The organism is Chitinophaga tropicalis (genome assembly GCF_009758205.1).
Lineage (GTDB): Bacteria > Bacteroidota > Bacteroidia > Chitinophagales > Chitinophagaceae > Chitinophaga > Chitinophaga tropicalis.
In genome coordinates, this window is the sequence record NZ_WRXN01000010.1 from 262,891 (window position 1) to 284,468 (window position 21,578).

Sequence of the window (21,578 nt, forward strand, 5' to 3'; positions counted from 1 at the left end):
GATTGGCTGATCAGCCCATTTTTACGGTTCTCCGCTCAATACGTTTTTCATAATCGCTACCCTGGAATATGCGGTGCACATAAATGCCGGGAACGTGTATATTGTCGGGGTCCAGTTCTCCTGGTTGTACCAGGTGCTCTACTTCAGCAATGGTGATAGTCCCGGCTTTAGCCATAGAAGTACTGAAGTTGCGGGTGGTTTTACGGAATACCAGGTTGCCCATTGTATCGCCTTTCCAGGCTTTGACAATAGAGAAATCTGCATGCAGCGCCAGTTCCATCAGGTATTGTTTACCATTGAATTCCCGTGATTCCTTTCCTTCGGCAATCTCTGTACCGTAACCTGCGGGAGTAAAAAAAGCAGGGATGCCCATACCCGCCATTTGTATACGGGTGGCCAGTGTTCCCTGTGGGATCAGTTCTACTTCCAGTTCTCCTGAAAGCAGCTGCCGTTCAAATTCTGCATTTTCACCAACATAGGAAGACATCATCTTCCTGATCTGCCTTGTCTTTAACAGCAGGCCAAGGCCAAAATCATCTACGCCGGCATTGTTGGAAATACAGGTCAGCTGCTGAACGCCTTTGCGGACCAGTGCATCAATGCAGTTTTCGGGGATACCGCACAATCCGAATCCGCCCAGCATCAATGTTGCGCCATCATGGACGTCATGCAATGCCTCATCGGCATTTGCTACAACTTTATTCATGTTTTGGTGTTGTTTTATAGTCCGCAGCGCTATTAATTACCTGTGGACTGGTTTTCTCTTAACGAATGGAATAATTGTATCACTACCGCCTGAAATTACCGTATTCTTACCAAACGGCAAAAGCGAGCGGGGGTCATTTCTATATTCGTTCCTGCGGGTTTCCAGGTCAAACGAAGTACGGTCTGCCGTTACCACTTCCATCATCATATCATACACCTTTTTGAACCTGTCAGGATGAGCTTCGTAGAAAGCATAGCTTTTCCTGAACTCTTTTACGGAAACTTTATGCAGATCAAGTATCTGTCGGTAATACACCTTCACACGTTCCTTGCGCAGGGAATCACTTACGGGCATGGCGCCCTCTCCTATTTCGGAACTATAGGCATCTGCCATATTCATGTCCAGCAATATATCACGCATTTTCTCCGGTGGGAAAACTCCTTCAGGCACTCTATCTGCTTGTCCACATGCTGCCAGGATCAGTAACAGGCAAACTGTTATTATTCTATACATAAGATCATTCTTCTTGGAAAATGCAAAGCTATTTCATCTGCTGGTATTTTGAAGCATTGGTCACATCCATTTGTGCCAGCAGCTGCACAGCACGTGATTTTTCCTGTGGCGGCGATTTGGAAAAGATCTTCTGCAGCTCTTCTGATTTGGATGTAAAGAATACTGACATCAGCATAGAGTTGGGAATATCCTGGTACACTGCGTATAACATGTTCAGGCAGTTCATGATAGCTCCTCTTCCTTTTGTCATATCATCATACATGACATCCATTCCCTGGCGGTGGTACTGGTACATAACATCATGAAAACGGCTGAACTTTACATTCAGCAGGTTATCCTGCAGCCAGTAACGGTTCCTGTTCCCTTCAAACGGCTTCCACCCGGTAATGTCCTTGCCATCCGGCGCATTGCTTACAATATTCAGTGCCTTTTTGAAAAAGGGATCTCCTCCGCGGGGGGCAAAGGAATCAGCGTCCAGTCCAAGAATGATATAAGCATAATAAGCCAGTACTGCTGTCAGGTTGGATGATAGCGGATCATTTCCTACTACCCTGTTATCACTGAACTCCAGGGGCTGGAACTCCACATACCTGAACACAAGATTATTATCCTGCATGTTGAGCAGGCTGCTCATATAACCTGCGTTGTATACAGGTCTTGTGGCCTGTATGGTAAGTGTGGCTTTATATACATTATCCCCCACATCGCCGGTCAGGTTCAGCAGCATGTTACACTCAATACGTTCAGCTGGTGCGTACACATCTGCGGACCAGCGGCGGCCGTTCAGGAATTCCTTGATGGAATTCTGCAGGGTGGTGAAGATCTTTTTATTTGTACCGCTTACCTGGTTACTGTTCACAGTTACATTCACACGCAGTTCCTGCGCCTGCAGGGTATGCAGGCTCAATAATGCCAGTAACAGCAATCCAGGGCGGAGAATACCGGGTCTTACATAAGAAGGGAATAAGCTCTTTGCCATAGTGTATGTAGTTATGGGAGATATGGTTATACAATCAGAGTTTCACGACTGTGAACAATACCGGTAATTGCCGCAATAATATCCTTTGCCACTTCTGTTTTTGACTTCAGGGGCAATTCTTTCACATCTCCATTCCGGCCGAACAATGTTACCTTATTGGTATCATAGTTAAAGCCGGCGCCGGTATCATTGAGGGAGTTCATCACTATCAGGTCCAGGTTCTTTTCATGGAGTTTTTTGAGTGCATACTCTTTCTCGTTGTTTGTTTCGAGAGAGAAGCCTACAAGTACCTGTCCTTCGGGACGTTTACTTCCCAGCGTACGCAGGATATCCTTTGTTTTTTCCAGTTCCAGCACCATCTCTTCTCCTTCTCCTTTTTTGATCTTTTTGTCAACAACGTTTCTGGGACGGTAGTCGGCCACAGCGGCAGCCATTACCACAATATCTGCTGTATTGAAATGAGCTTCAGCGCTATTGAACATATCTGCAGCTGTTACTACGCGCAGGGTATTTACTCCCTGTGCGGTGGCAGACAGGTGGGTAGGGCCCAGTACCAGTGTTACTTCTGCGCCTGCGTTGGCCAGGGCGTCTGCAATAGCAATGCCCATCTTTCCGCTGGAGTGGTTGCTGATAAAACGTACGGGATCCAGTGGTTCTTGTGTAGGACCGGCTGTTACCAGGGCTTTTTTCCCTTTCAACGGTTTATTGGCATTAAAATGTTCATGGAGGTAGCGGATAATATTTTCGGGCTCGGCCATGCGTCCTTCACCGAATAGTCCGCTGGCCAACTCTCCTTTTTCTACCGGGATCTGCTGGTGGCCAAAGCTCAGCAGTTTACTAATATTATTGCGGGTAGCCGGATGGTGCCACATATCTTCATCCATGGCCGGGGCGAACAGTACCGGGCAGGTAGCAGATAAGTAAGTGGCCATCAGCAGGTTATCACAGAAGCCATTGGCCATTTTGGCCAGGGTGTTGGCGGAAGCGGGGGCTATCAGCATCACATCTGCCCAGCGGCCCAGCATAACGTGGTTATTCCAGCTCTGGTTATCGCTGATGGTTACAGGCACCTCATGTTTGGAGAGGGTGGCAAGGGTTAGCGGGGCGATAAAGTCACAGGCTGCCGGCGTCATTACCACTTTCACTTCAGCCCCTTCTTTTACCAGCAGGCGTACAATGGTAGCCGCCTTATAGGCAGCAATGCTGCCGGATACTCCCAGTAATATCTTTTTTCCTTGAAGCATATAAAAAAAATAGCGGCAGAAGTTCATTCTGCCGCCATGAAGTTAGATATTTTTCAGTCAAACTACTTAACTATACAAGTCATCGTCATTTCTTCTGAAGTAGATCTTGTCCTCCAGAAATTCCTGTGTAGCCTGGATAGCCGGGTTAGCCATCCTTTCGTAGAAACGGGAGATCTCTATCTGCTCTTTATTCTCATGCACTTCCTCCAGGTTGTCTGTGTGGCTGGCAAATTCTTCCAGCTTGGAGTGCAGTTCTTCCTTCACAGATATGTTGATCTGGTTGGCGCGTTTCGCGATCACTGCAATAGATTCATACAGGTTACCAGTTTTGCCCTTGATCTCGGTGGTATTTTTTGTTTCTACCATCGGATTGATGCTGCTGGTTAAACCTCTTTTTATTTTGCTCATTCTCCAGGGAATTATTGTGGTTTATTAATTGTTTTTTACTTCAGGTTCAGCTGTTTTTCCAGCTTTTTCGGCTTTTTTCTCAGCTTTTTCAATTTTTTTCCTGACGCTACGTTCTGGCTTGCTATAGCTATCGATCGTTTTGATATTGTTCTGCGCTAAGGTATAATATTTTTCGGCATCTCCCTTCAATTTGCTGGAAGGGTAGTGATCTGCGAAATCCAGGTATTCTGTTACCACTTCGTCATAGCGTTCTTTCTGTCTTTCCCAGATGCTGTTCTTGGCATATTGGTAATAAGCCTTGATAGCCATATACTTGTATCCGTCGCTAAGGTCAGAATCCGGATAATTGCGCATCAGGCTTTTGAAAGAGATGGCGGCGGCCTTGTAATATCCCAGGTTATAGTACAGTTCGGCGTTGTTATATTCCTTTTTCTCCAGTTTGCGGCGGCACAGTTCGATCACAAGGTTTGCTTCAGCCACTTTATCGGAGGTGGGATAGTTGTTAATAAAGGTCTGCATGGCAGCAATGGCCTTCTGGGTATTGGTCTGGTCAAGCTGTACCTTGGGAGACTGTTTATAATAGCAGTAGGCCTGCATATAATCCATTTCCACTGCCCTTGGGCTGTTGGGGAAATTGTCCAGGTAGTTCTTGAAATAGTAACCGGCCTGAACGTAATCCTTCATTTTATATGCGCAATAGCAGTAATTATACTGGATGTGCTCATATTTCTCAGTCCCTTTGTAAATCTGGAATAAAGATTCATACAGACTCTGGGCAGAAACGTATTTCTTCCTTTCATAAAGCTTGTCTGCATAAGCCAGTTTCGCCTCGTAGTCCTTGCTTTTTTCGATCCTGCGCAGTTCCATATTACATGATACTGAAGCAGTTACTCCTACAAAAAGACTGATGTATATAAGAATTTTCCGCATAAAGAGGGCAAAGTTAAGAATTAAATGTAAATGTAAGATAGGGTTGGAATTGAAGCTGTTAAAATTTTGCAAAAGAAGGGGTTCTCCACTTTTTACCACAAGCCGGGTTTTCTACCACATTTTACCACAAAACAGGGAGAAGGGGGAATAACTGATACTTTTTATGTTGAAATGTGCGCTTGTTATTATATAAAAGAGGGACTAATGATACTTAAAGTATGCACTAAACATACTTGAAACATACAGTAAACGTAGACTTAACATGGGCTAAACGCGCTTAAAAAGTGGATTTGATCCCTGACATTCTCCTTATAAACAAGCAAATAACAGTTATAAACACGTTATTAACATTTCACAAATTGATATCCACATCAATTTCACATTAAAGTGAACACAACTCAATATTATAGGCAAATAATTACTGTGGAAAAAATTTATATTTCATTTTTTCGTTAGAGAGTGGGAAAAAGTGTTATTTTGTGTTAGAAAATGGAATTCAAGGACTTTCGCCCCCAAGTATGACAGGTTTTCTAGGTGAATATGAGGCAACGCTGGATGCAAAGGGACGCTTTCTACTACCCGCTGGCTTTAAAAAGCAGCTGGCAGAAGGCGCCGGGGACCAGTTTGTCCTGAACCGGGGGTTTGAAAAGTGTCTGACCTTGTATCCCATGAATGAATGGCAGCCCATTTTTGAGCGCATCAGTAAACTGAACGATTTTGATCCGAAAGTTAGAGAATTTCGCCGCTATTTTCTAAACGGCGCTACAATTCTGGAGCTGGACAGTGCAGGGAGGCTATTAGTACCAAAAAACCTGATGTCGTACGCATCGCTCGAAAAAGACATTGTGCTGGCGGCGGCCTCTAATAAAATAGAGATCTGGGATAAAGGTAAATACCAGGAGTTCTTTGAAAATTTCTCACCAGGAGCATTTAGTGACCTGGCCCAACAAGTAATGGGAGGCGGAGATAATAACATTATGATTTAACGGTTGGTATGGAAGAAGCTTCACAATATCATCTGCCCGTATTACTGCAGGAAGTGATCACAAACCTTCAGATACGCCCCGATGGTGTATATGTGGATGCCACTTTTGGCGGCGGCGGTCATTCCAGGGCTATACTGGAACAGCTGGATGAAAACGGACGGCTGATCGTATTTGACCAGGACGAGGACGCTTACAAGAACCGGATAGATGACCCCAGGGTCACTTTCGTTCAACAGAACTTCCGGCATATGCAGCGTTTCCTCAAACTGTACAAGTCGGTCCCGGTAGACGGTATACTGGCTGACCTCGGGGTTTCCTCCTGGCAGTTTGATACAGCAGAAAGAGGGTTCAGCACCCGGTTTGACGGTGATCTGGACATGAGAATGGACCAGCGCAGCACGCAAACTGCGGCACAGCTCCTTCAATCTGCCACAGAACAGGAACTGCACCTGCTTTTCCAGAATTACGGCGAGGTGACCAACGCCCGCACACTGGCAAAGACAATCGTGCAGCAACGTAAGGCAAGACCTATGCGGACCATCAATGAATTTAAATCTGTAATTCAGCCAATAGTAAAAGGCAATCCGCAGAAATATCTGGCACAGGTGTTCCAGGCGCTGCGAATAGCTGTGAATGATGAACTGGGCGCCCTGAAAGATCTTTTAAGTCAGTCGGCCGAAGTGCTGAAACCCGGCGGTAAACTGGCAATCATTACATTCCACTCACTGGAAGACAGACTGGTGAAGAATTTCATGAAGACAGGACAGTTTGAAGTACAGGAAGATGTTTTCTCTTTTGAAACACCTCCGAAGATCTTTAAACTGGTTACGAAGAAACCGGTCACTGCCAGCCCCGAAGAGCTGAAACGCAATACAAGGTCCCGAAGTGCAAAACTGCGGGTAGCCGAAAAAATATAAGATTGATTATGAATTCTCTATGCCAATGTGCGTGTTTTACAACAGGCACGTTGGCGTAGTAGCATAAAGAACAATATGAACGTGTTGCCGGAAGAAGAATACATACCAGCAGAAGAAACACCGGAAGTACCGGAACATAAGAAGGAATGGCGCCTGCGCATTAACTACAGGGCCATTACGCAGAATATGCCCTTCATCCTGTTCCTCTCCGTTCTTGCACTGATATATATTGCCAACAGTCATCTGGCAGAAAAGAAGATACGGCGCATCAACAAACTGGGCCGCGAGATCAAGGAACTGAAATGGGAATACCTCAATGTGAAGAGTGAACTGATGTTCCGCAGCAAGATGAGTGAAGTGAGTAAAGCTGTTAATCCCCTGGGACTGAAACCGCTGAACACTCCCCCTCAGAAAATAGAACTGGAGAAAAAGGAATGATCACACAGTAGTGAATAAAAGCCACTACTACCATACATACAAACAGTGGAAGTAAAGAAAGACATATTGTGGCGTGTGTATCTGTGCTTTATTGGCATGGTGCTGTTTGGTGTGGCAATACTGGTAAAAGTGTTTACCGTACAGAACGTGGAAGGTAACTACTGGCGCAGCATGGCAGACAGCCTGCATACCCGCTACGTAAACCTGGACGCTGACAGGGGCACCATTTACTCAGAGGAAGGCAGAATGCTTTCCACATCCATCCCTTATTTTGATATAAGGATGGATTTCGCCGCAGATGGGCTGCGCGATAAGAATGGGAAAATCTTTAAGGATAATGTTGATTCATTATCCATTTGTCTTTCCCGCCTGTTTGGAGATCATACAGCAGCTGAATATAAACAGATACTGCGTGAAGGATACAAAAGCAAAGACAGGTATTTCCTCCTTAAAAGGGATATACTGTTTACGCAATACCAGCAGCTCCGTACCTTCCCCATGTTCAGACTGGGAAAAAACAAAGGCGGGCTGATAGCTGAGACCAAGAACAAACGCATCAATCCTTTCAAACTATTGGCTAACCGTACAATAGGATTATCAAGGCAGAATGCACAGAACGTAGGGCTTGAAAGAACTTACGACGAATATTTAAAAGGCGTTACCGGTAAAAGACTGATGCGCCGTATTGCCGGAGGCACCTTCGTTCCGGTGGAAGGATATGATATTGAACCTGAAAACGGCCGCGATATCATCACTACACTGGATGTAAATATGCAGGACATCGTTGAAACAGCCCTCATGAATATGATGGTCAGCAACGAAGCAGAACATGGCACCTGCATCCTTATGGAAGTAAAGACCGGCAAAATAAAAGCGATCGCCAACCTGGGCAGACAGCCCGATGGCAGCTACTTTGAAGACATGAACTACGCCCTGCAGGTAGCCGAACCAGGCTCCACCTTCAAACTGGCTACCGTCATTTCCGTTCTGGATGATAAATATTATACCATGAACGACCAGGTAAACCTGAATGAAGGACGCTGGCAGATAGGACGCAGAACAGTATTCGATTCTGAACCACATCCGGGACAGACAAACGTGACCGTAAAACACGCCTTTGAACTGAGTTCTAATGTGGGAATGGCTAAACTGGCTTACCAGTCTTACTCAAAACGGCCCAACGATTTTGTGGCTCACCTGAGAAAACTGAGACTGGATAAGCCCACCGGGATAGACCTTGTTGGTGAGGGCAAACCGGTGATAAAGAACACCAAGTCCAGGACCTGGAGCAATACCAGCCTGCCCTGGATGGCTTTCGGTTACGAAGTGCTGATAAGCCCGTTGCAGACCTGTATGTTATACAATGCAGTGGCCAACAACGGCACCATGATGAAACCTTACCTGGTAAACGCCATCATGGATTACGGTCAGCCGGTAAAAGAATTTGAACCGGAAGTAGTACTGGACAGTATCTGTACACAAAGCACCCTTAAACAGGTAAAACTGATGCTGGAAGGTGTAGTCACCAACGGTACGGCCAAAGCGCTCTGGTCACCGTACTACAAATTTGCCGGTAAAACCGGTACCGCCCTGGTAGCCAATGGCAGCCGGGGTTATGCAGATAAGATCTACCAGTCTTCATTTGCAGGGTATTTTCCGGCAAACGATCCTCAGTATACCTGCGTAGTGGTGATCAAGAATAAACCACATGCTGTAAAATTCTATGGCGGCGCAGTAGCAGGACCGGTGTTCCGCGAGGTTGCAGACAAGCTGTACGCCATCGCTCTCGAGAAACAGAAACCCATGCGCGCCACCCTGGCAATTGATACGCTGCTGGCGTTTAAGACCGGACAGGGTCGCGAATGGAAAGAAATACTGACCACATTGAACCTTCCCATGCAGGGCAATGTGAACAACAACAGTTGGGTGAGTGCAAAAGTGGACGATAAAAAGATCGCTTTTTCACCGGTACAGCAAACAAAAGGCAGTGTACCCAACGTAACGGGCATGGGATTGAAAGATGCGCTGTATCTGCTTGAGAATGCGGGATTGCGTGTGATAATCAGAGGGGCGGGCAAGGTGACAAACCAGTCAATACCAGGCGGCGCTCAGCTGGAAAGAAACCAGACAATAGTAATAGAACTGAGCTAAAACAATAAATGAAGACGCTGCGCGACATACTATACAACGTGAGCATCCAGGCTGTACACGGAAGCACAGATACCTCCGTGAACCAGCTGAGCATTGACTCCCGCGCCATAGGCAAAGGAGATGCCTTTATTGCCATCAAAGGCGTACATGCGGACGGTCACCTGTTCATAGACAAAGCTCTTGCACAAGGAGCTGCAGCCGTCATTTGCGAAGATCTGCCACAAACACTGGCAGATAACGTCAGCTATATACAGGTCAGTAACAGCGCCGCTGCGGCAGGCATCATAGCAGGCAACTACTATGACAACCCTTCCCAGAAACTGAAACTGGTAGGCGTAACAGGTACCAATGGTAAAACTACCATCGCTACTCTCCTGTTCCGCCTTTTCAGCACACTGCGTTTTCACTGTGGATTGCTGTCCACCGTGCAGAACCAGATAGGCGACAAGATCATTCCCGCTACCCACACCACCCCGGATGCCATTCAGCTGAATGCGCTCCTGGCAGAAATGGTAGAGGAAGGATGTGAATATGTGTTCATGGAAGTAAGCTCTCACGCTATACATCAGCAACGTATAGCCGGCCTGCGTTTTATGGGAGGCATCTTCAGCAACATCACACATGATCACCTGGATTATCATAAAACGTTCGACGAATATATCAGGGTGAAAAAAGCCTTCTTTGACGGACTGCCCAACAACGCGTTTGCCCTGTCCAACCTGGACGACAAAAGAGGCAACGTGATGCTGCAGAACACCAGAGCAAAGAAGACCACCTACAGCCTGCGTACCGTGGCAGATTTCAAGGGTAAGATCCTTGAAAACAACCTTACAGGCCTGATCATGCTGGTGAACGAGAAAGAAGTACACTTCCGTCTTATAGGCGAGTTCAACGCCTACAACCTTCTGGCAGTATATGGTGCGGCCATCATGCTGGGACAGAACAAAGATGAGGTGTTACAGGCCTTAAGCAATCTTTCCGGCGCAGAAGGCAGGTTCGATTATATCACCTCTGCGCAGCAGCGTATTATCGGTATAGTGGATTATGCCCACACGCCGGACGCCCTGCTCAACGTACTGGCTACCATCAAAAAGCTGCGTAAAGGCAATGAACAGGTGATCACTGTAGTAGGATGCGGCGGTGACCGCGACACGGCAAAACGTCCTGTTATGGCAGAAGTGGCCGCAGAACACAGTGATAAGGTGATCCTCACATCGGATAATCCCCGTTCGGAAGACCCGGCAGAGATCATCCGCCAGATGGAAGCCGGTGTACCGGTTCATCTGAAAAAGAAAGTGCTGAGCATCCTTGACAGGAAGGAAGCCATCAAAACAGCCTGCAGCCTGGCAAACGGGGAAGATATCATCCTGGTGGCAGGCAAAGGACACGAGAAATACCAGGATATCAAAGGTGTAAAACACCCCTTTGACGACAAACAAATATTGCGTGAGACATTTGAGATGCTTGAAAAATAACCTGGAATACTGAAACAACTAACAATGCACCTGCGGATTGAAACCCCGTAGAACTAACAGAGACTAACTAACGATATGCTATATTACTTATTCAACTATCTAAAAACTCAGAACTTCAGCGGAAGCGGAATGTTCCAGTTTATCACCTTCCGTGTAACAATGGCGCTGCTATTGTCCCTGGTGATCTCCCTGTTGTTGGGTAAGCGTATTGTGAAATACCTCCAGCGCAAACAGATCGGTGAAACTATCCGGGACCTGGGCCTGGCCGGCGAAAACACGAAGAAAGGTACTCCTACCATGGGAGGTCTTATCATCCTCTCCGCCATCCTTATTCCCACCCTGCTCTTTGCACAGGTTAAAACAGTCTACATCTGGCTGATGCTCCTGTGTACAGTATGGCTTGGACTGATCGGTTTCCTGGACGATTATATCAAAGTATTCAAGAAGAACAAGGAAGGCCTTGCCGGCAAATTCAAAGTGCTGGGGCAGGTTGGTCTTGGCATTATCATAGGCAGCACACTGTACTTTAATGATAACGTAGTGATCTCCCGCGAGATCATCAGCGGCACAAAGCTGGCTTCCTATGAAAGGGAGGTAAATCATAAAGAAAGGGTTACAAAAGACGGGCATCGTTTTGTAGACGTAAAGACGCCTATCACCACTATCCCCTTCGTTAAGAACCATGAGTTCAACTACGCCAAACTCATTTCCTGGATGGGAACAGGCGCTGAGAAGTACACATTCATCCTGTACATCCTCATCGTGATCGTTATCATCACAGCAGTGTCTAACGGCGCCAACCTGACGGACGGCCTCGACGGACTGGCAACAGGCGTATCTGCGGTCATCGGTATGTGCCTGGGCATCTTTGCCTATGTATCCGGTAACATTCAGTTTGCGGAGTACCTGAACATCATGTACATCCCTAATCTGGGCGAACTGTCCATCTTCATTGCCGCCTTTGTAGGTGCATGTGTCGGATTCCTCTGGTACAATGCCTATCCTGCACAGGTGTTCATGGGTGATACAGGCAGCCTTGCATTGGGCGGTATTATTGCTTCCCTTGCCATCATTGTGCGTAAGGAACTGCTGATACCTATCTTCTGTGGCGTATTCCTGGTAGAGAACCTCAGCGTAGTGCTGCAGGTATCTTACTTCAAATACACCAAGAAGAAATATGGAGAAGGAAGGCGCATTTTCAGAATGTCTCCCCTTCACCACCATTATCAGAAACTGGGATACCATGAAAGTAAAATAGCTGTGCGGTTCTGGATCGTTACTATCATGTGTGCAGCAGTATCAATAGCAACTTTAAAAATCAGATAGGAATGAGCAAAAAGATGGTCATACTGGGTGCCGGCGAAAGCGGAATTGGTGCTGCCCTCCTGGGTAAGCAACAGGGGTATGACGTATTCGTATCTGATGGAGGCGCTATCAAAGATATCTACAAACAGGAACTGGCTGTCAATCACATTCCTTTTGAAGAAGGACAGCATTCCTGGGACGTGATACTGAACGCTGATGAAATAATAAAAAGCCCGGGCATACCTGAGAAGAGTGAACTGATGAAGAAAGTGCGTGAAAAACAGGTGCCTGTTATTTCTGAAATAGAACTTGCCTGGCGCTTCAGCCGCGATAAAAAAGTGATCGCTATTACCGGCAGTAATGGTAAGAGCACCACTACGGCGCTGACGTTCAATATTTTTGAAACAGCCGGATTGAAAGCCGCCATGGTAGGTAATATAGGCCTTAGTTACGCCAGGCAGGTAGCTACCGCACCGGCTGACTATTACATTGTGGAAGTGAGCAGCTTTCAGCTGGACGATATAAAGGAATTCAAGCCTAACGTAGCTATTCTGCTGAACATAACACCAGATCACCTGGACCGTTATGATTACAAAATGGAGAACTATGTGGCGTCAAAATTCCGTATAGCGATGAACCAGGGACCGGAGGATTACTTTATCTATTGTAAAGATGATCCGGAGATCAGCAACTATTTAAAGAAGCAAACTATTTATTCAACAACAATACCCTTTACTATCATGGAACCATTAAAGCAAGGAGGATTTATGGCAAACGAACAGGTGAACATCCAGGTGAATGATGAGCCAATGATCGTATCAATGTATGATCTTGCGCTGAAAGGCAAACATAACTTGTATAATTCAATGGCAGCGGGTATTGCAGGACGCACCATGGACATCAGGAAAGAGAAGATACGCGAAAGCCTCACCTCTTTCAAGAGCCTGGAGCACCGCATGGAGTATGTAGCTACCGTGCGTGGAGTGGATTTTATCAATGATAGTAAAGCAACCAACGTAAACTCACTGTGGTTTGCACTGGAAAGTATGGAAAACCCTGTGGTGCTTATCATGGGTGGTGTAGACAAAGGCAATGACTACAGTGCTATCCAGGACCTCGTAAAAGAAAAAGTAAAGGCTATCATCTGCCTGGGTGTTGACAATGCTCCTATCAGGGAAGCACTGGCTGATCATACTCCTGCAATGGTAGACACCAGCAACATGAAAGACGCCGTACAGGCAGCTTTCAAGCATGCAGCAAAAGGTGATGTGGTGTTGCTCTCGCCTGCCTGTGCAAGCTTCGATCTGTTCAAGAACTACGAGGACAGAGGCAAGCAGTTCAAGGAGGCAGTCAAGGAACTGTAACCAGTCTGATGTCTGTATGACATCAGGCCCAAATCAAGAACATGGATGGTTTTCTTCATAGGACAAAAGGAGACAAAGTGATCTGGACGATAGTTATCTTCCTGTCACTTGTGAGCCTGCTCGCTGTTTACAGCGCTACAGGTTCTCTGGCCTATCGTGAGCAGGGAGGTCATACGGAGTACTATCTATTCAAACAGTTAAGCGTATTGGGCATGGGGTTGCTGATCATCTACTTCGCACACAGGGTGAATTATACTATTTACTCACGTGCGGCGCAGATAGGGTTCATCATCTCTATTCCCCTGCTGATATATACACTGGCGTTCGGACATAATATCAATGACGCCAGCCGCTGGATCCGGCTGCCGGTTATTAATCTAACCTTTCAGACATCGGATGTGGCAAAACTGGCCATCTTCATGTATGTAAGCAGGCAGTTGTCAAAGCGCCAGCAGGTGATCACAGATTTTAAGAAAGGTTTTCTGCCTATCATTATTCCTGTTGGTATCATCTGTATGCTGATCATGCCGGCCAATATGTCTACTGCATTGCTGCTGGGCGCCAGCTGCATGCTATTGTGCTTTATAGGCAGGGTACCTGTCAGGTTCCTGGCCGGAATGGTAGGAGGTGTTGCACTGATCGTTGTATTGATGTTCGCTATTGCAAAACTGACCGGTTATGAGATGCGTACACAGACCTGGATAAACAGGATAGAAAGTTTTACCAGTAATGAGCACTCAGAAATACCTTACCAGGTACAACAGGCAAATATTGCGATAGCCGGCGGAGGCGTACTGGGCAAGGGTCCTGGCAACAGTACACAAAGAAATTTCCTTCCTCATGCATATAGTGACTATATATATGCTACAATTATCGAGGAGTATGGTATCTTTGGCGCCTTTTTGATACTAATGGCCTATATGCTGCTTCTGCTAAGAAGCATACGCATCTTCAGGAAATGCCCGTACGCATTCGGCGCTTTCCTGGCAGTAGGTCTGAGTGTCACGCTTGTAATACAGGCACTTACAAACATGGCGGTAAACGTTGGTCTCTTTCCGGTGACGGGTGTTACGCTACCGCTGGTAAGTATGGGAGGATCTTCCGTCATATTCACCAGCCTGGCCATCGGGATCATACTGAGCGTATCGCGTAACGTGGAAGACCTGGAAGGGAAAAGACTGGAACAGGAGCGCATAGCCAGGGCGATGGAAGAGAACAATATGCAACCGGCATAACAAACATTAAAAAACAAACAGAATGCAACGCAGAATTATCATAGCAGGCGGCGGTACCGGAGGACATATCTTCCCGGCTATTGCCATTGCCAATGCGTTGAAGAAGTCAGACCCGGAAACAGAGATACTTTTTGTAGGCGCCAAAGGGAAAATGGAGATGGAGAAAGTGCCGCAGGCGGGCTACGCTATTGAAGGGCTTGAAATAGCCGGGTTTAACCGTAGTAACATGTTGAAGAACCTGTTACTGCCATTCAAAATAATTAAAAGCCTGGGAGAGGCAAACCGTATCCTTAAACGCTTTCAGCCCAATGCGGTAGTGGGCGTAGGCGGTTATGCCAGCTTCCCCATCCTGCGGAGAGCGCAGGCACTGGGCATTCCAACATTGATACAGGAACAGAACTCCTTTGCTGGCAAAGCCAATATGTTCTTAGGCAAAAAAGCAAAGAAGATCTGTGTGGCATATGAAGGAATGGAGAAATTCTTCCCTGCAGACAAACTGGTATTTACAGGTAATCCTGTAAGAGGAAGCATTACCCAGTCTGCTGTAACACGGGATGAAGCAGCAAAACATTTCGGACTGCAGGCCGGTAAAACCACTGTGTTTGCCGTAGGTGGCAGCCTGGGCGCCAAGGCCATCAATGAAGCCTTACATCCGCTGTTATCCACCTTTGCAGAAAAGGACATACAGCTGATCTGGCAGACAGGTAAGCCTTATTACGAAACAGCCAGGGCAGCCGCAGCCGCTTATGCGTCTCACGTAAAAGTGTTTGAATTCATCAACCTGATGGACTTCGCCTATAAAACTGCAGACGTTGTGATATCCCGTGCAGGAGCACTGGCCATCGCTGAATTATGTGTAGTAAAGAAACCGGTGATATTTGTCCCCTATCCTTTTGCAGCAGAAGATCATCAGACCTTCAATGCAAAAAGCCTGGTAGACAAAAAAGCAGCGCTCATGATCAGTAATGATGCAGCAGCAGCACAACTCGGAACAACATTATTCAGCCTGGTACAGAATAAAGCACTGCTGGAACAACTGGAACAGAATATTGGAAAACTGGGGAATATAAATGCTGATATGGTTATTGCCAGGCATGTACTGTCATTAATAGGGTAAAGAGTAAAAGGGTAATCCCACATAAGAAACTGGAATACATGGATCTGAAGAACATACAACGCGTATACTTCGTGGGCATCGGAGGTATTGGCATGAGCGCCATTGCACGCTTTTTCAATGAAAAAGGTGTGCATGTAAGCGGTTATGACCGTACTGAAACAGTGCTTACCCGCCAGCTGGTGGAAGAAGGCATGCAGATCCATTACACAGACGATGTACAGCTGATAGATACCAAAGCCCAGCTGGTAGTTTACACACCAGCCATTCCTGCTACTCATTCAGAACTGAAGTGGCTCAGGGAAAATGGTTATGAAGTAGTAAAACGCAGCGATGTACTCCGGGAGATCACCAAAGAACTGTTTGCCATTACTGTAGGCGGCACTCATGGTAAAACAACGGTATCTACGCTGACAGCTCACCTGCTCAGGCATAGCGGCTACGGCTGTAACGCTTTCCTGGGAGGCATCAGCGCCAACTATAACCGTAACTTCTGGAGCAGCAGCAATAATGTTGCTGTAATAGAAGCCGATGAATATGACCGTTCTTTCCTGAAACTGTACCCGGATATTGCCGTACTTACGGCAATGGATGCAGATCACCTGGATATTTACGGTACCGAAGCAGAAGTACAGGAAGCATTTATACAGTATACCCGCAATATTAAGCCCAACGGTACGCTGGTGGGAAAGCTGGGTTTACAGCGCGCTAAAGATCTGAAAGGTGATAACCAGGTATGGTATCATCTCAACGATAACAAGGCAGACGCATATGCAACCAACATACAGCCGTCAGAAGGCGGTTACCGTTTTGATGTGGTGCAGCAGGACTGGAAGCTGACAGATGTATATCTTCCTGTTGGTGGCACTCACAATATCGAGAACACAGTAGCAGCCATCACCGTGGCTCACCTGCTGGGTATCAGCGATGAAAAGATCAAAGCGGCGGTGGCAGACTTTAAAGGTATCAGGCGCAGGTTTGAATATCTTATAAGGAACAACTACCAGGTATACATTGATGATTACGCGCACCATCCCGAAGAGCTGCGCGCCCTCATCAGCAGCGCCAGGGCACTGTTTCCCGATAAGAAATGTGTTGTCCTGTTCCAGCCGCACCTGTATACACGTACAAGAGATTTTGCAGACGGTTTTGCAGAAAGTCTTTCGCTCGCAGATGAAGTGTTGCTGCTTCCTATCTACCCGGCCAGGGAATTGCCCATAGAAGGAGTGCATAGTGAGATGATAGCGAAAAAGATCAGCAAACCTGTGCAGGTGATACAAAAAGAAGACGTGCTTGCCTGGATAAAAGCCAATAGCGCCACACTGTTCATTACAGCCGGCGCTGGCGACATAGACCTGTTCAGGGAGCCGATACAGGAGATATTGAATGGTAAAGGTTTCATAGAAAATGAAGAAGTGAAGAAGGATACTTAAGATTTAGTTCAGTTAACAAACAAACCCAAATGCAAACCAGGACACGCAAAGTATTTAAACGGATCGGCACTGCGCTGTTATGGACAGCGGTGTTAACCGCGTTCGTGGTTTTGCTTGTAGCAGCCGTGCAGGATAAGAATGCAGGCAAATGCAAGGGCATTGTTGTGACACTGACAGGTGATGAAACAAGCTTCTTTATTGAGAAAAAAGATATCAGGGCGCTGGTCACAAAAAACAAGGAATTAAATCCTGTTGGCATGACTGTCAAAGATATTAACATCGGCCGCCTGGAAGAGATCGTATCCCGCGATCCCTGGGTGAAGAATGCTGATATATTTATTGACAACCAGCGACAACTGAACATAAAGGTTACGCAGCGGGAACCGGTAGCAAGAATATTTACGCTTACCGGAGCCAGCTTCTACCTGGACAAGGACGGTGACCGGATCCCGGTATCCTCCAGGTATGCCGCAAGGGTGCCGGTTTTTACGGACTTCCCTACAGACGCTGAAAAACTTCAAAAGGAAGACAGCATACTGGCCCGCGGCATCATGGATATTGGTAATTACATCCTGTCAGATCCGTTCTGGGCTGCGCAGGTAGAGCAGGTGATCATCACTCCCAATCACGAGTTTGAGATCATCCCGAAACTGGGCGATCATGTCATTGCCTTTGGCGATGGTACGGATGTGGAAAAGAAGTTCAGCAAGCTGCTGGCGTTTTATAAAGAGGGATTGAATAAAGTGGGTTGGAACAATTACTCGAGGATTAATGTTGCTTATGAAAATGAGGTAGTATGTACAAGGAGGAACGGAGAAGAACTGTCTAAAAAACTGGCAAGTGCGGATAGCGCCCGTACAGCCGGAGCAGCGGATTCTTCATCAGGATTCCTGATACACCACAATGAAGTAACGCAAGCTGAAACAACATCAATGATTAAGGTGCCTGCCAGAGTGGTAACATCCAGGCCTGCACCAGCAAAACCGAAAGTACAGAAAGGCTCGACGGCATCAGGAAAAAAGGAACCGAAGGCAGTGTATAAACCGGTGAAGAAATCTGTAAACACAACAAAAAAAACTAATAGAACGCCATGAATCAGGAAGCTCCCATCATTGTAGGTCTCGATATTGGAACTACAAAGATTGCTGCCATCGCAGGAAGAAAGAATGAATACGGGAAACTGGAAATCCTGGGATTCGGAAAAGCCCCATCTTTTGGTGTTCAGCACGGTATGGTGCTGAATATTGACCAGACCATCAAGGCTATCCGCCAGGCATTGGAAAACTGCTACGCTTCTAATCCGAACCTCGAGATCAACGAAGTATATGTAGGTATTGCCGGCCATCACATCAAGAGCCTGCAAACACGCGGAGATATCGTTCGCAGCGATACTGACGCAGAAATTTCGCAGAAAGACATTGATCAGCTGATCAATGACCAGTATAAAACAGTGATCCCCGCCAGCGACCAGATCATTGACGTGATCCCTCAGCAGTATATTGTGGATAGCCTCCAGAACATCACCTACCCTATCGGTATGTCAGGTGTAAAGGTGGGCGCTAACTTCCACATCATTACCGGCGACAAGAACGCCATCCGTAACATCAACCGCAGCGTTGAAAAATCAGGACTGAAGATCCATGACCTGGTACTTCAGCCACTGGCCTCCGCAGCTGCTGTTATGTGCGATATGGACTTTGAAGCAGGTGTGGCAATAGTAGACATCGGCGGTGGTACTACAGACCTGGCTGTATTCTATGAAGGCATACTGAAACACACAGCCGTTATTCCTTACGGTGGTGAGAACATCACCAACGATATCAAGAACGGCCTGGGTGTATTGAAAACACAGGCAGAGCAGATGAAAGTGCAGTTTGGTTACGCGCTGGCTGATGAAGCGAAAAACAACGCTTACATCACTATTCCCGGCCTGCGTGGACAAAGCCCTAAAGAGATCTCTGTAAAGAACCTGGCCCATATCATACAGGCACGTATGAGTGAGATCATGGACTTCGTGGTGTACCATCTGAAACAGATCGGAATGGACAATAAAATGCTGAATGGCGGTATTATCCTGACCGGTGGTGGTTCCCAGCTGAAACACCTGATACAGTTAACAGAATATACTACCGGTGTAAGTGCACGTATCGGTTATCCGAACGAGCACCTGGCAAGCGGTCATATAGATGAGCTGACAAAACCAATGTACGCAACCTGCGTAGGTCTGATACTCAAAGGTTATAACGACTATGAGAATGACCGCAGGGCCCTGGAAGAGAATTACGTTAAAATAAACACCAGCTACTTCGCTAAAGAGCAGGCTGCAAAAGCCGCTGCTGAAGAAGAGGAAGAAGCATGGGCAGACGATGAACCGACTGTTGAACAGATACAGGAAAGAAAAGTAAGAGAACGGAATGCTTCGCTGAAAACATTCCTGGACAGAATGAAGACAAAGATCATAGACATGTTCACGGAAGAAGAGGATGCGAAACTTTAACAGGGTATTATCGGTATATGGCGCAATTGTTGCAGCCACAAACGATTTAAAAATCAAATAATTAATAGGCGGATAATTAATAACATCAGAAAGAATTGTGGGAATTATTAATTATACTAACTAACCCATAAAAGAGATAGAGTCATGATACATTTTGATCTTCCCAAAGAAAAATCTTCCATCATCAAGGTGATAGGCATTGGTGGTGGTGGGAGCAATGCGGTGAACCACATGTTCAACCAGCGCATTGAGGGTGTGAATTTTATCATCTGCAATACCGATGCGCAGGCTATTGCAAACAGCCCCGTGCCCAATAAAATACAGTTGGGACCACACTTAACACAGGGTCTGGGTGCAGGCGCCAATCCCCGTATCGGTGAACAGGCGACGGAAGAGTCCTTTGAAGAAATCAAAAAGATCTTAGAGGTGAATACCAAGATGGCCTTCATTACGGCAGGCATGGGTGGTGGTACCGGTACCGGTGGTGCGCCTATTATTGCCCGTATCTGTAAGGAGCTGGGTATTCTTACGGTGGGTATTGTTACTACCCCCTTCTCATACGAAGGGAAAAAAAGGATGGCGCAGGCAGACGAAGGTGTGAACAGGTTGAAAGACTATGTTGATACACTGCTGATCATCTCTAACGACAAACTACGCCAGAAATTCGGTGATCTGAAATTCAAGGCAGCTTTTGAAAAAGCAGATAACGTACTGGCAACCGCCGCCAAATGTATAACTGATGTGATCAACTCAACCGGTCAGATCAACGTTGACTTTGCCGACGTTTGCACTGTTATGCGTAACGGTGGTGTGGCTATTCTCGGTGCTGCTACTGCTGAAGGTGAAAACCGTGCACAGAAAGCTATCGAAGAAGCGCTGACCTCTCCGCTGCTGAATGATAACGATATCCGTGGTGCTAAATGGATACTGATCAACATTTCATCTTCCGAAGGTGAGTTTGAACACACCCTGGATGAAATGGATACTATACAGGCATACGTACAGAGCCAGGCAGGCGAGGATTGCGACGTGATCCTTGGTGTGGGCTATGATGCAACGCTGGACCGCAAGCTGGGTGTTACCATCATTGCTACAGGTTTTGAACAGAAACCTATCCAGCAGGTAAAAATGACTCCACAGGATCCTTCCCAGGAACAGCCTAAGATCGTGATGCATCTGGGCCAGGATGGTGATGAAAAAAAGATGAATAATCAGCAACAGTTATTCGTTGAACCAGCCGACCTGATGGCGCCGCGTCTGGTAGAGCCTGTGGTTACCCAGCCTGCTACTACATATACCGCTCCTGCTCCGCAACAGCCGGAAAGGCAGAACTATACGCTCAATATTGAGCCGGTAGCTGCTGCTCCGCAACCTGTTCCCGGATACGGTAATGTGAACGTGATACAGCCTAATCCTTCAGCCGGCGGTTACCCTGCAGGTCCTGCATACATTTACATAGAACCGGGTAATAACACTCCTGCTTCTGCAGATACCCCGGAAATGAAAATGGTATTCAGGGAAGAGGAGCCCAACCCGGAAAACCCCTCAGATATCCAGTTACAGGCATTTGAGGAACAATTGGAAGAACAGAAACGTAAACAGGCTGAGCGTGTGGCTAAACTGCGCAGCATCAGCTTTAACGTAAAAGGTATAGATAACAACACAGAAATAGAAAATGTTCCTGCTTACATACGCCGTAACATCAACCTGGATAACGGCGCAGGTTCTGCAGAGAACTTCTATTCTAACTACACTATTTCCGATGGTCAGAATAACCAGGCAGAAATCAATACGATTAATACCTTTTTAGATGGGAAAAAACCCGATTGATCTATTCGGACGTTTGATTGTTTTTTAGTTGTGTTAAAGAAAGTCCTCCGGTT

19 protein-coding genes are annotated in these 21,578 nt (G+C 46.6%); 13 read left to right on the forward strand and 6 right to left on the reverse strand.

Going from position 1 to position 21,578, the window contains the following annotated elements; translation table 11 throughout:
* Positions 1 to 10: 10 nt before the first annotated feature.
* From GO493_RS21500 to GO493_RS21525, 6 genes are all read right to left on the reverse strand, one after another.
* Positions 11 to 706, reverse strand: coding sequence for a CoA transferase subunit A (locus GO493_RS21500; RefSeq protein ID WP_157308296.1), 696 nt, complete (start codon positions 704 to 706; stop codon positions 11 to 13).
* A 36-nt stretch (positions 707 to 742) separates the two neighbouring features.
* A complete protein-coding gene (locus GO493_RS21505; RefSeq protein ID WP_157308297.1) occupies positions 743 to 1,219 on the reverse strand; it encodes a DUF4296 domain-containing protein in 477 nt (158 codons plus the stop codon).
* A gap of 28 nt (positions 1,220 to 1,247) precedes the next feature.
* Positions 1,248 to 2,198 carry a type IX secretion system protein PorD gene (porD, locus tag GO493_RS21510; RefSeq protein WP_157308298.1) on the reverse strand — a complete coding sequence of 317 codons (951 nt, stop codon included), beginning with the start codon at positions 2,196 to 2,198 and terminating at the stop codon, positions 1,248 to 1,250.
* A gap of 26 nt (positions 2,199 to 2,224) precedes the next feature.
* Positions 2,225 to 3,442 (reverse strand): bifunctional phosphopantothenoylcysteine decarboxylase/phosphopantothenate--cysteine ligase CoaBC, encoded by a 1,218-nt coding sequence (gene coaBC, locus GO493_RS21515; protein ID WP_157308299.1) that lies wholly within the window; start codon positions 3,440 to 3,442, stop codon positions 2,225 to 2,227.
* Between the two features lie 66 nt (positions 3,443 to 3,508).
* Positions 3,509 to 3,850 carry a DNA-directed RNA polymerase subunit omega gene (locus GO493_RS21520; protein WP_149693489.1) on the reverse strand — a complete coding sequence of 114 codons (342 nt, stop codon included), beginning with the start codon at positions 3,848 to 3,850 and terminating at the stop codon, positions 3,509 to 3,511.
* A gap of 24 nt (positions 3,851 to 3,874) precedes the next feature.
* Entirely contained in the window at positions 3,875 to 4,780 is a 906-nt protein-coding gene (locus GO493_RS21525) for an outer membrane protein assembly factor BamD (RefSeq protein WP_157308300.1), read from the reverse strand.
* Positions 4,781 to 5,298: 518 nt separating this feature from the next.
* On the opposite strand from GO493_RS21525, the gene mraZ reads away from it, so the two are divergent.
* The 13 genes from mraZ (at position 5,299) to ftsZ (ending at position 21,525) form a co-directional block, all read left to right on the forward strand.
* Positions 5,299 to 5,766, forward strand: coding sequence for a division/cell wall cluster transcriptional repressor MraZ (gene mraZ / locus GO493_RS21530; protein WP_157308301.1), 468 nt, complete (start codon positions 5,299 to 5,301; stop codon positions 5,764 to 5,766).
* An 8-nt stretch (positions 5,767 to 5,774) separates the two neighbouring features.
* Positions 5,775 to 6,683, forward strand: a complete 909-nt coding sequence (gene rsmH / locus GO493_RS21535; protein ID WP_157308302.1) for a 16S rRNA (cytosine(1402)-N(4))-methyltransferase RsmH — start codon at positions 5,775 to 5,777, stop codon at positions 6,681 to 6,683.
* Between the two features lie 27 nt (positions 6,684 to 6,710).
* Positions 6,711 to 7,121, forward strand: a complete 411-nt coding sequence (locus GO493_RS21540) for an FtsL-like putative cell division protein (protein WP_317165452.1) — start codon at positions 6,711 to 6,713, stop codon at positions 7,119 to 7,121.
* 45 nt (positions 7,122 to 7,166) lie between these two features.
* Entirely contained in the window at positions 7,167 to 9,272 is a 2,106-nt protein-coding gene (locus tag GO493_RS21545; protein ID WP_317165453.1) for a penicillin-binding protein, read from the forward strand.
* Positions 9,273 to 9,280: 8 nt separating this feature from the next.
* Entirely contained in the window at positions 9,281 to 10,747 is a 1,467-nt protein-coding gene (locus GO493_RS21550; protein WP_157308303.1) for a UDP-N-acetylmuramoyl-L-alanyl-D-glutamate--2,6-diaminopimelate ligase, read from the forward strand.
* Positions 10,748 to 10,822: 75 nt separating this feature from the next.
* On the forward strand, positions 10,823 to 12,073 hold the full coding sequence (gene mraY / locus GO493_RS21555; protein WP_157308304.1) for a phospho-N-acetylmuramoyl-pentapeptide-transferase: 1,251 nt from the start codon (positions 10,823 to 10,825) through the stop codon (positions 12,071 to 12,073).
* A 2-nt stretch (positions 12,074 to 12,075) separates the two neighbouring features.
* Positions 12,076 to 13,416 (forward strand): UDP-N-acetylmuramoyl-L-alanine--D-glutamate ligase, encoded by a 1,341-nt coding sequence (murD, locus tag GO493_RS21560; protein WP_157308305.1) that lies wholly within the window; start codon positions 12,076 to 12,078, stop codon positions 13,414 to 13,416.
* Positions 13,417 to 13,457: 41 nt separating this feature from the next.
* Positions 13,458 to 14,651, forward strand: coding sequence for an FtsW/RodA/SpoVE family cell cycle protein (locus tag GO493_RS21565; RefSeq protein WP_157308306.1), 1,194 nt, complete (start codon positions 13,458 to 13,460; stop codon positions 14,649 to 14,651).
* Between the two features lie 22 nt (positions 14,652 to 14,673).
* Positions 14,674 to 15,768, forward strand: coding sequence for an undecaprenyldiphospho-muramoylpentapeptide beta-N-acetylglucosaminyltransferase (murG, locus tag GO493_RS21570; RefSeq protein ID WP_157308307.1), 1,095 nt, complete (start codon positions 14,674 to 14,676; stop codon positions 15,766 to 15,768).
* Between the two features lie 38 nt (positions 15,769 to 15,806).
* Positions 15,807 to 17,198: a UDP-N-acetylmuramate--L-alanine ligase gene (gene murC / locus GO493_RS21575; protein ID WP_157308308.1), complete on the forward strand. Its 1,392-nt coding sequence runs from the start codon at positions 15,807 to 15,809 to the stop codon at positions 17,196 to 17,198.
* A 29-nt stretch (positions 17,199 to 17,227) separates the two neighbouring features.
* Positions 17,228 to 18,292: a cell division protein FtsQ/DivIB gene (locus tag GO493_RS21580; RefSeq protein ID WP_157308309.1), complete on the forward strand. Its 1,065-nt coding sequence runs from the start codon at positions 17,228 to 17,230 to the stop codon at positions 18,290 to 18,292.
* On the forward strand, positions 18,289 to 19,695 hold the full coding sequence (gene ftsA, locus GO493_RS21585) for a cell division protein FtsA (RefSeq protein WP_157308310.1): 1,407 nt from the start codon (positions 18,289 to 18,291) through the stop codon (positions 19,693 to 19,695). Before GO493_RS21580 ends, ftsA begins: the two co-directional genes overlap by 4 nt.
* Positions 19,696 to 19,839: 144 nt before the next feature.
* A complete protein-coding gene (gene ftsZ, locus GO493_RS21590) occupies positions 19,840 to 21,525 on the forward strand; it encodes a cell division protein FtsZ (RefSeq protein WP_157308311.1) in 1,686 nt (561 codons plus the stop codon).
* The last annotated feature ends 53 nt before the right edge of the window (positions 21,526 to 21,578 follow it).

What these genes read in the sequence shown, in the direction of transcription:
- GO493_RS21500 (WP_157308296.1), bottom strand. Translation starts at nt 706, where the DNA reads ATGAATAAAGTTGTAGCAAATGCCGATGAGGCATTGCATGACGTCCAT.
- GO493_RS21505 (WP_157308297.1), bottom strand. Translation starts at nt 1,219, where the DNA reads ATGTATAGAATAATAACAGTTTGCCTGTTACTGATCCTGGCAGCATGT.
- porD (WP_157308298.1), bottom strand. Translation starts at nt 2,198, where the DNA reads ATGGCAAAGAGCTTATTCCCTTCTTATGTAAGACCCGGTATTCTCCGC.
- coaBC (WP_157308299.1), bottom strand. Translation starts at nt 3,442, where the DNA reads ATGCTTCAAGGAAAAAAGATATTACTGGGAGTATCCGGCAGCATTGCT.
- GO493_RS21520 (WP_149693489.1), bottom strand. Translation starts at nt 3,850, where the DNA reads ATGAGCAAAATAAAAAGAGGTTTAACCAGCAGCATCAATCCGATGGTA.
- GO493_RS21525 (WP_157308300.1), bottom strand. Translation starts at nt 4,780, where the DNA reads ATGCGGAAAATTCTTATATACATCAGTCTTTTTGTAGGAGTAACTGCT.
- mraZ (WP_157308301.1), top strand. Translation starts at nt 5,299, where the DNA reads ATGACAGGTTTTCTAGGTGAATATGAGGCAACGCTGGATGCAAAGGGA.
- rsmH (WP_157308302.1), top strand. Translation starts at nt 5,775, where the DNA reads ATGGAAGAAGCTTCACAATATCATCTGCCCGTATTACTGCAGGAAGTG.
- GO493_RS21550 (WP_157308303.1), top strand. Translation starts at nt 9,281, where the DNA reads ATGAAGACGCTGCGCGACATACTATACAACGTGAGCATCCAGGCTGTA.
- mraY (WP_157308304.1), top strand. Translation starts at nt 10,823, where the DNA reads ATGCTATATTACTTATTCAACTATCTAAAAACTCAGAACTTCAGCGGA.
- murD (WP_157308305.1), top strand. Translation starts at nt 12,076, where the DNA reads ATGAGCAAAAAGATGGTCATACTGGGTGCCGGCGAAAGCGGAATTGGT.
- GO493_RS21565 (WP_157308306.1), top strand. Translation starts at nt 13,458, where the DNA reads ATGGATGGTTTTCTTCATAGGACAAAAGGAGACAAAGTGATCTGGACG.
- murG (WP_157308307.1), top strand. Translation starts at nt 14,674, where the DNA reads ATGCAACGCAGAATTATCATAGCAGGCGGCGGTACCGGAGGACATATC.
- murC (WP_157308308.1), top strand. Translation starts at nt 15,807, where the DNA reads ATGGATCTGAAGAACATACAACGCGTATACTTCGTGGGCATCGGAGGT.
- GO493_RS21580 (WP_157308309.1), top strand. Translation starts at nt 17,228, where the DNA reads ATGCAAACCAGGACACGCAAAGTATTTAAACGGATCGGCACTGCGCTG.
- ftsA (WP_157308310.1), top strand. Translation starts at nt 18,289, where the DNA reads ATGAATCAGGAAGCTCCCATCATTGTAGGTCTCGATATTGGAACTACA.
- ftsZ (WP_157308311.1), top strand. Translation starts at nt 19,840, where the DNA reads ATGATACATTTTGATCTTCCCAAAGAAAAATCTTCCATCATCAAGGTG.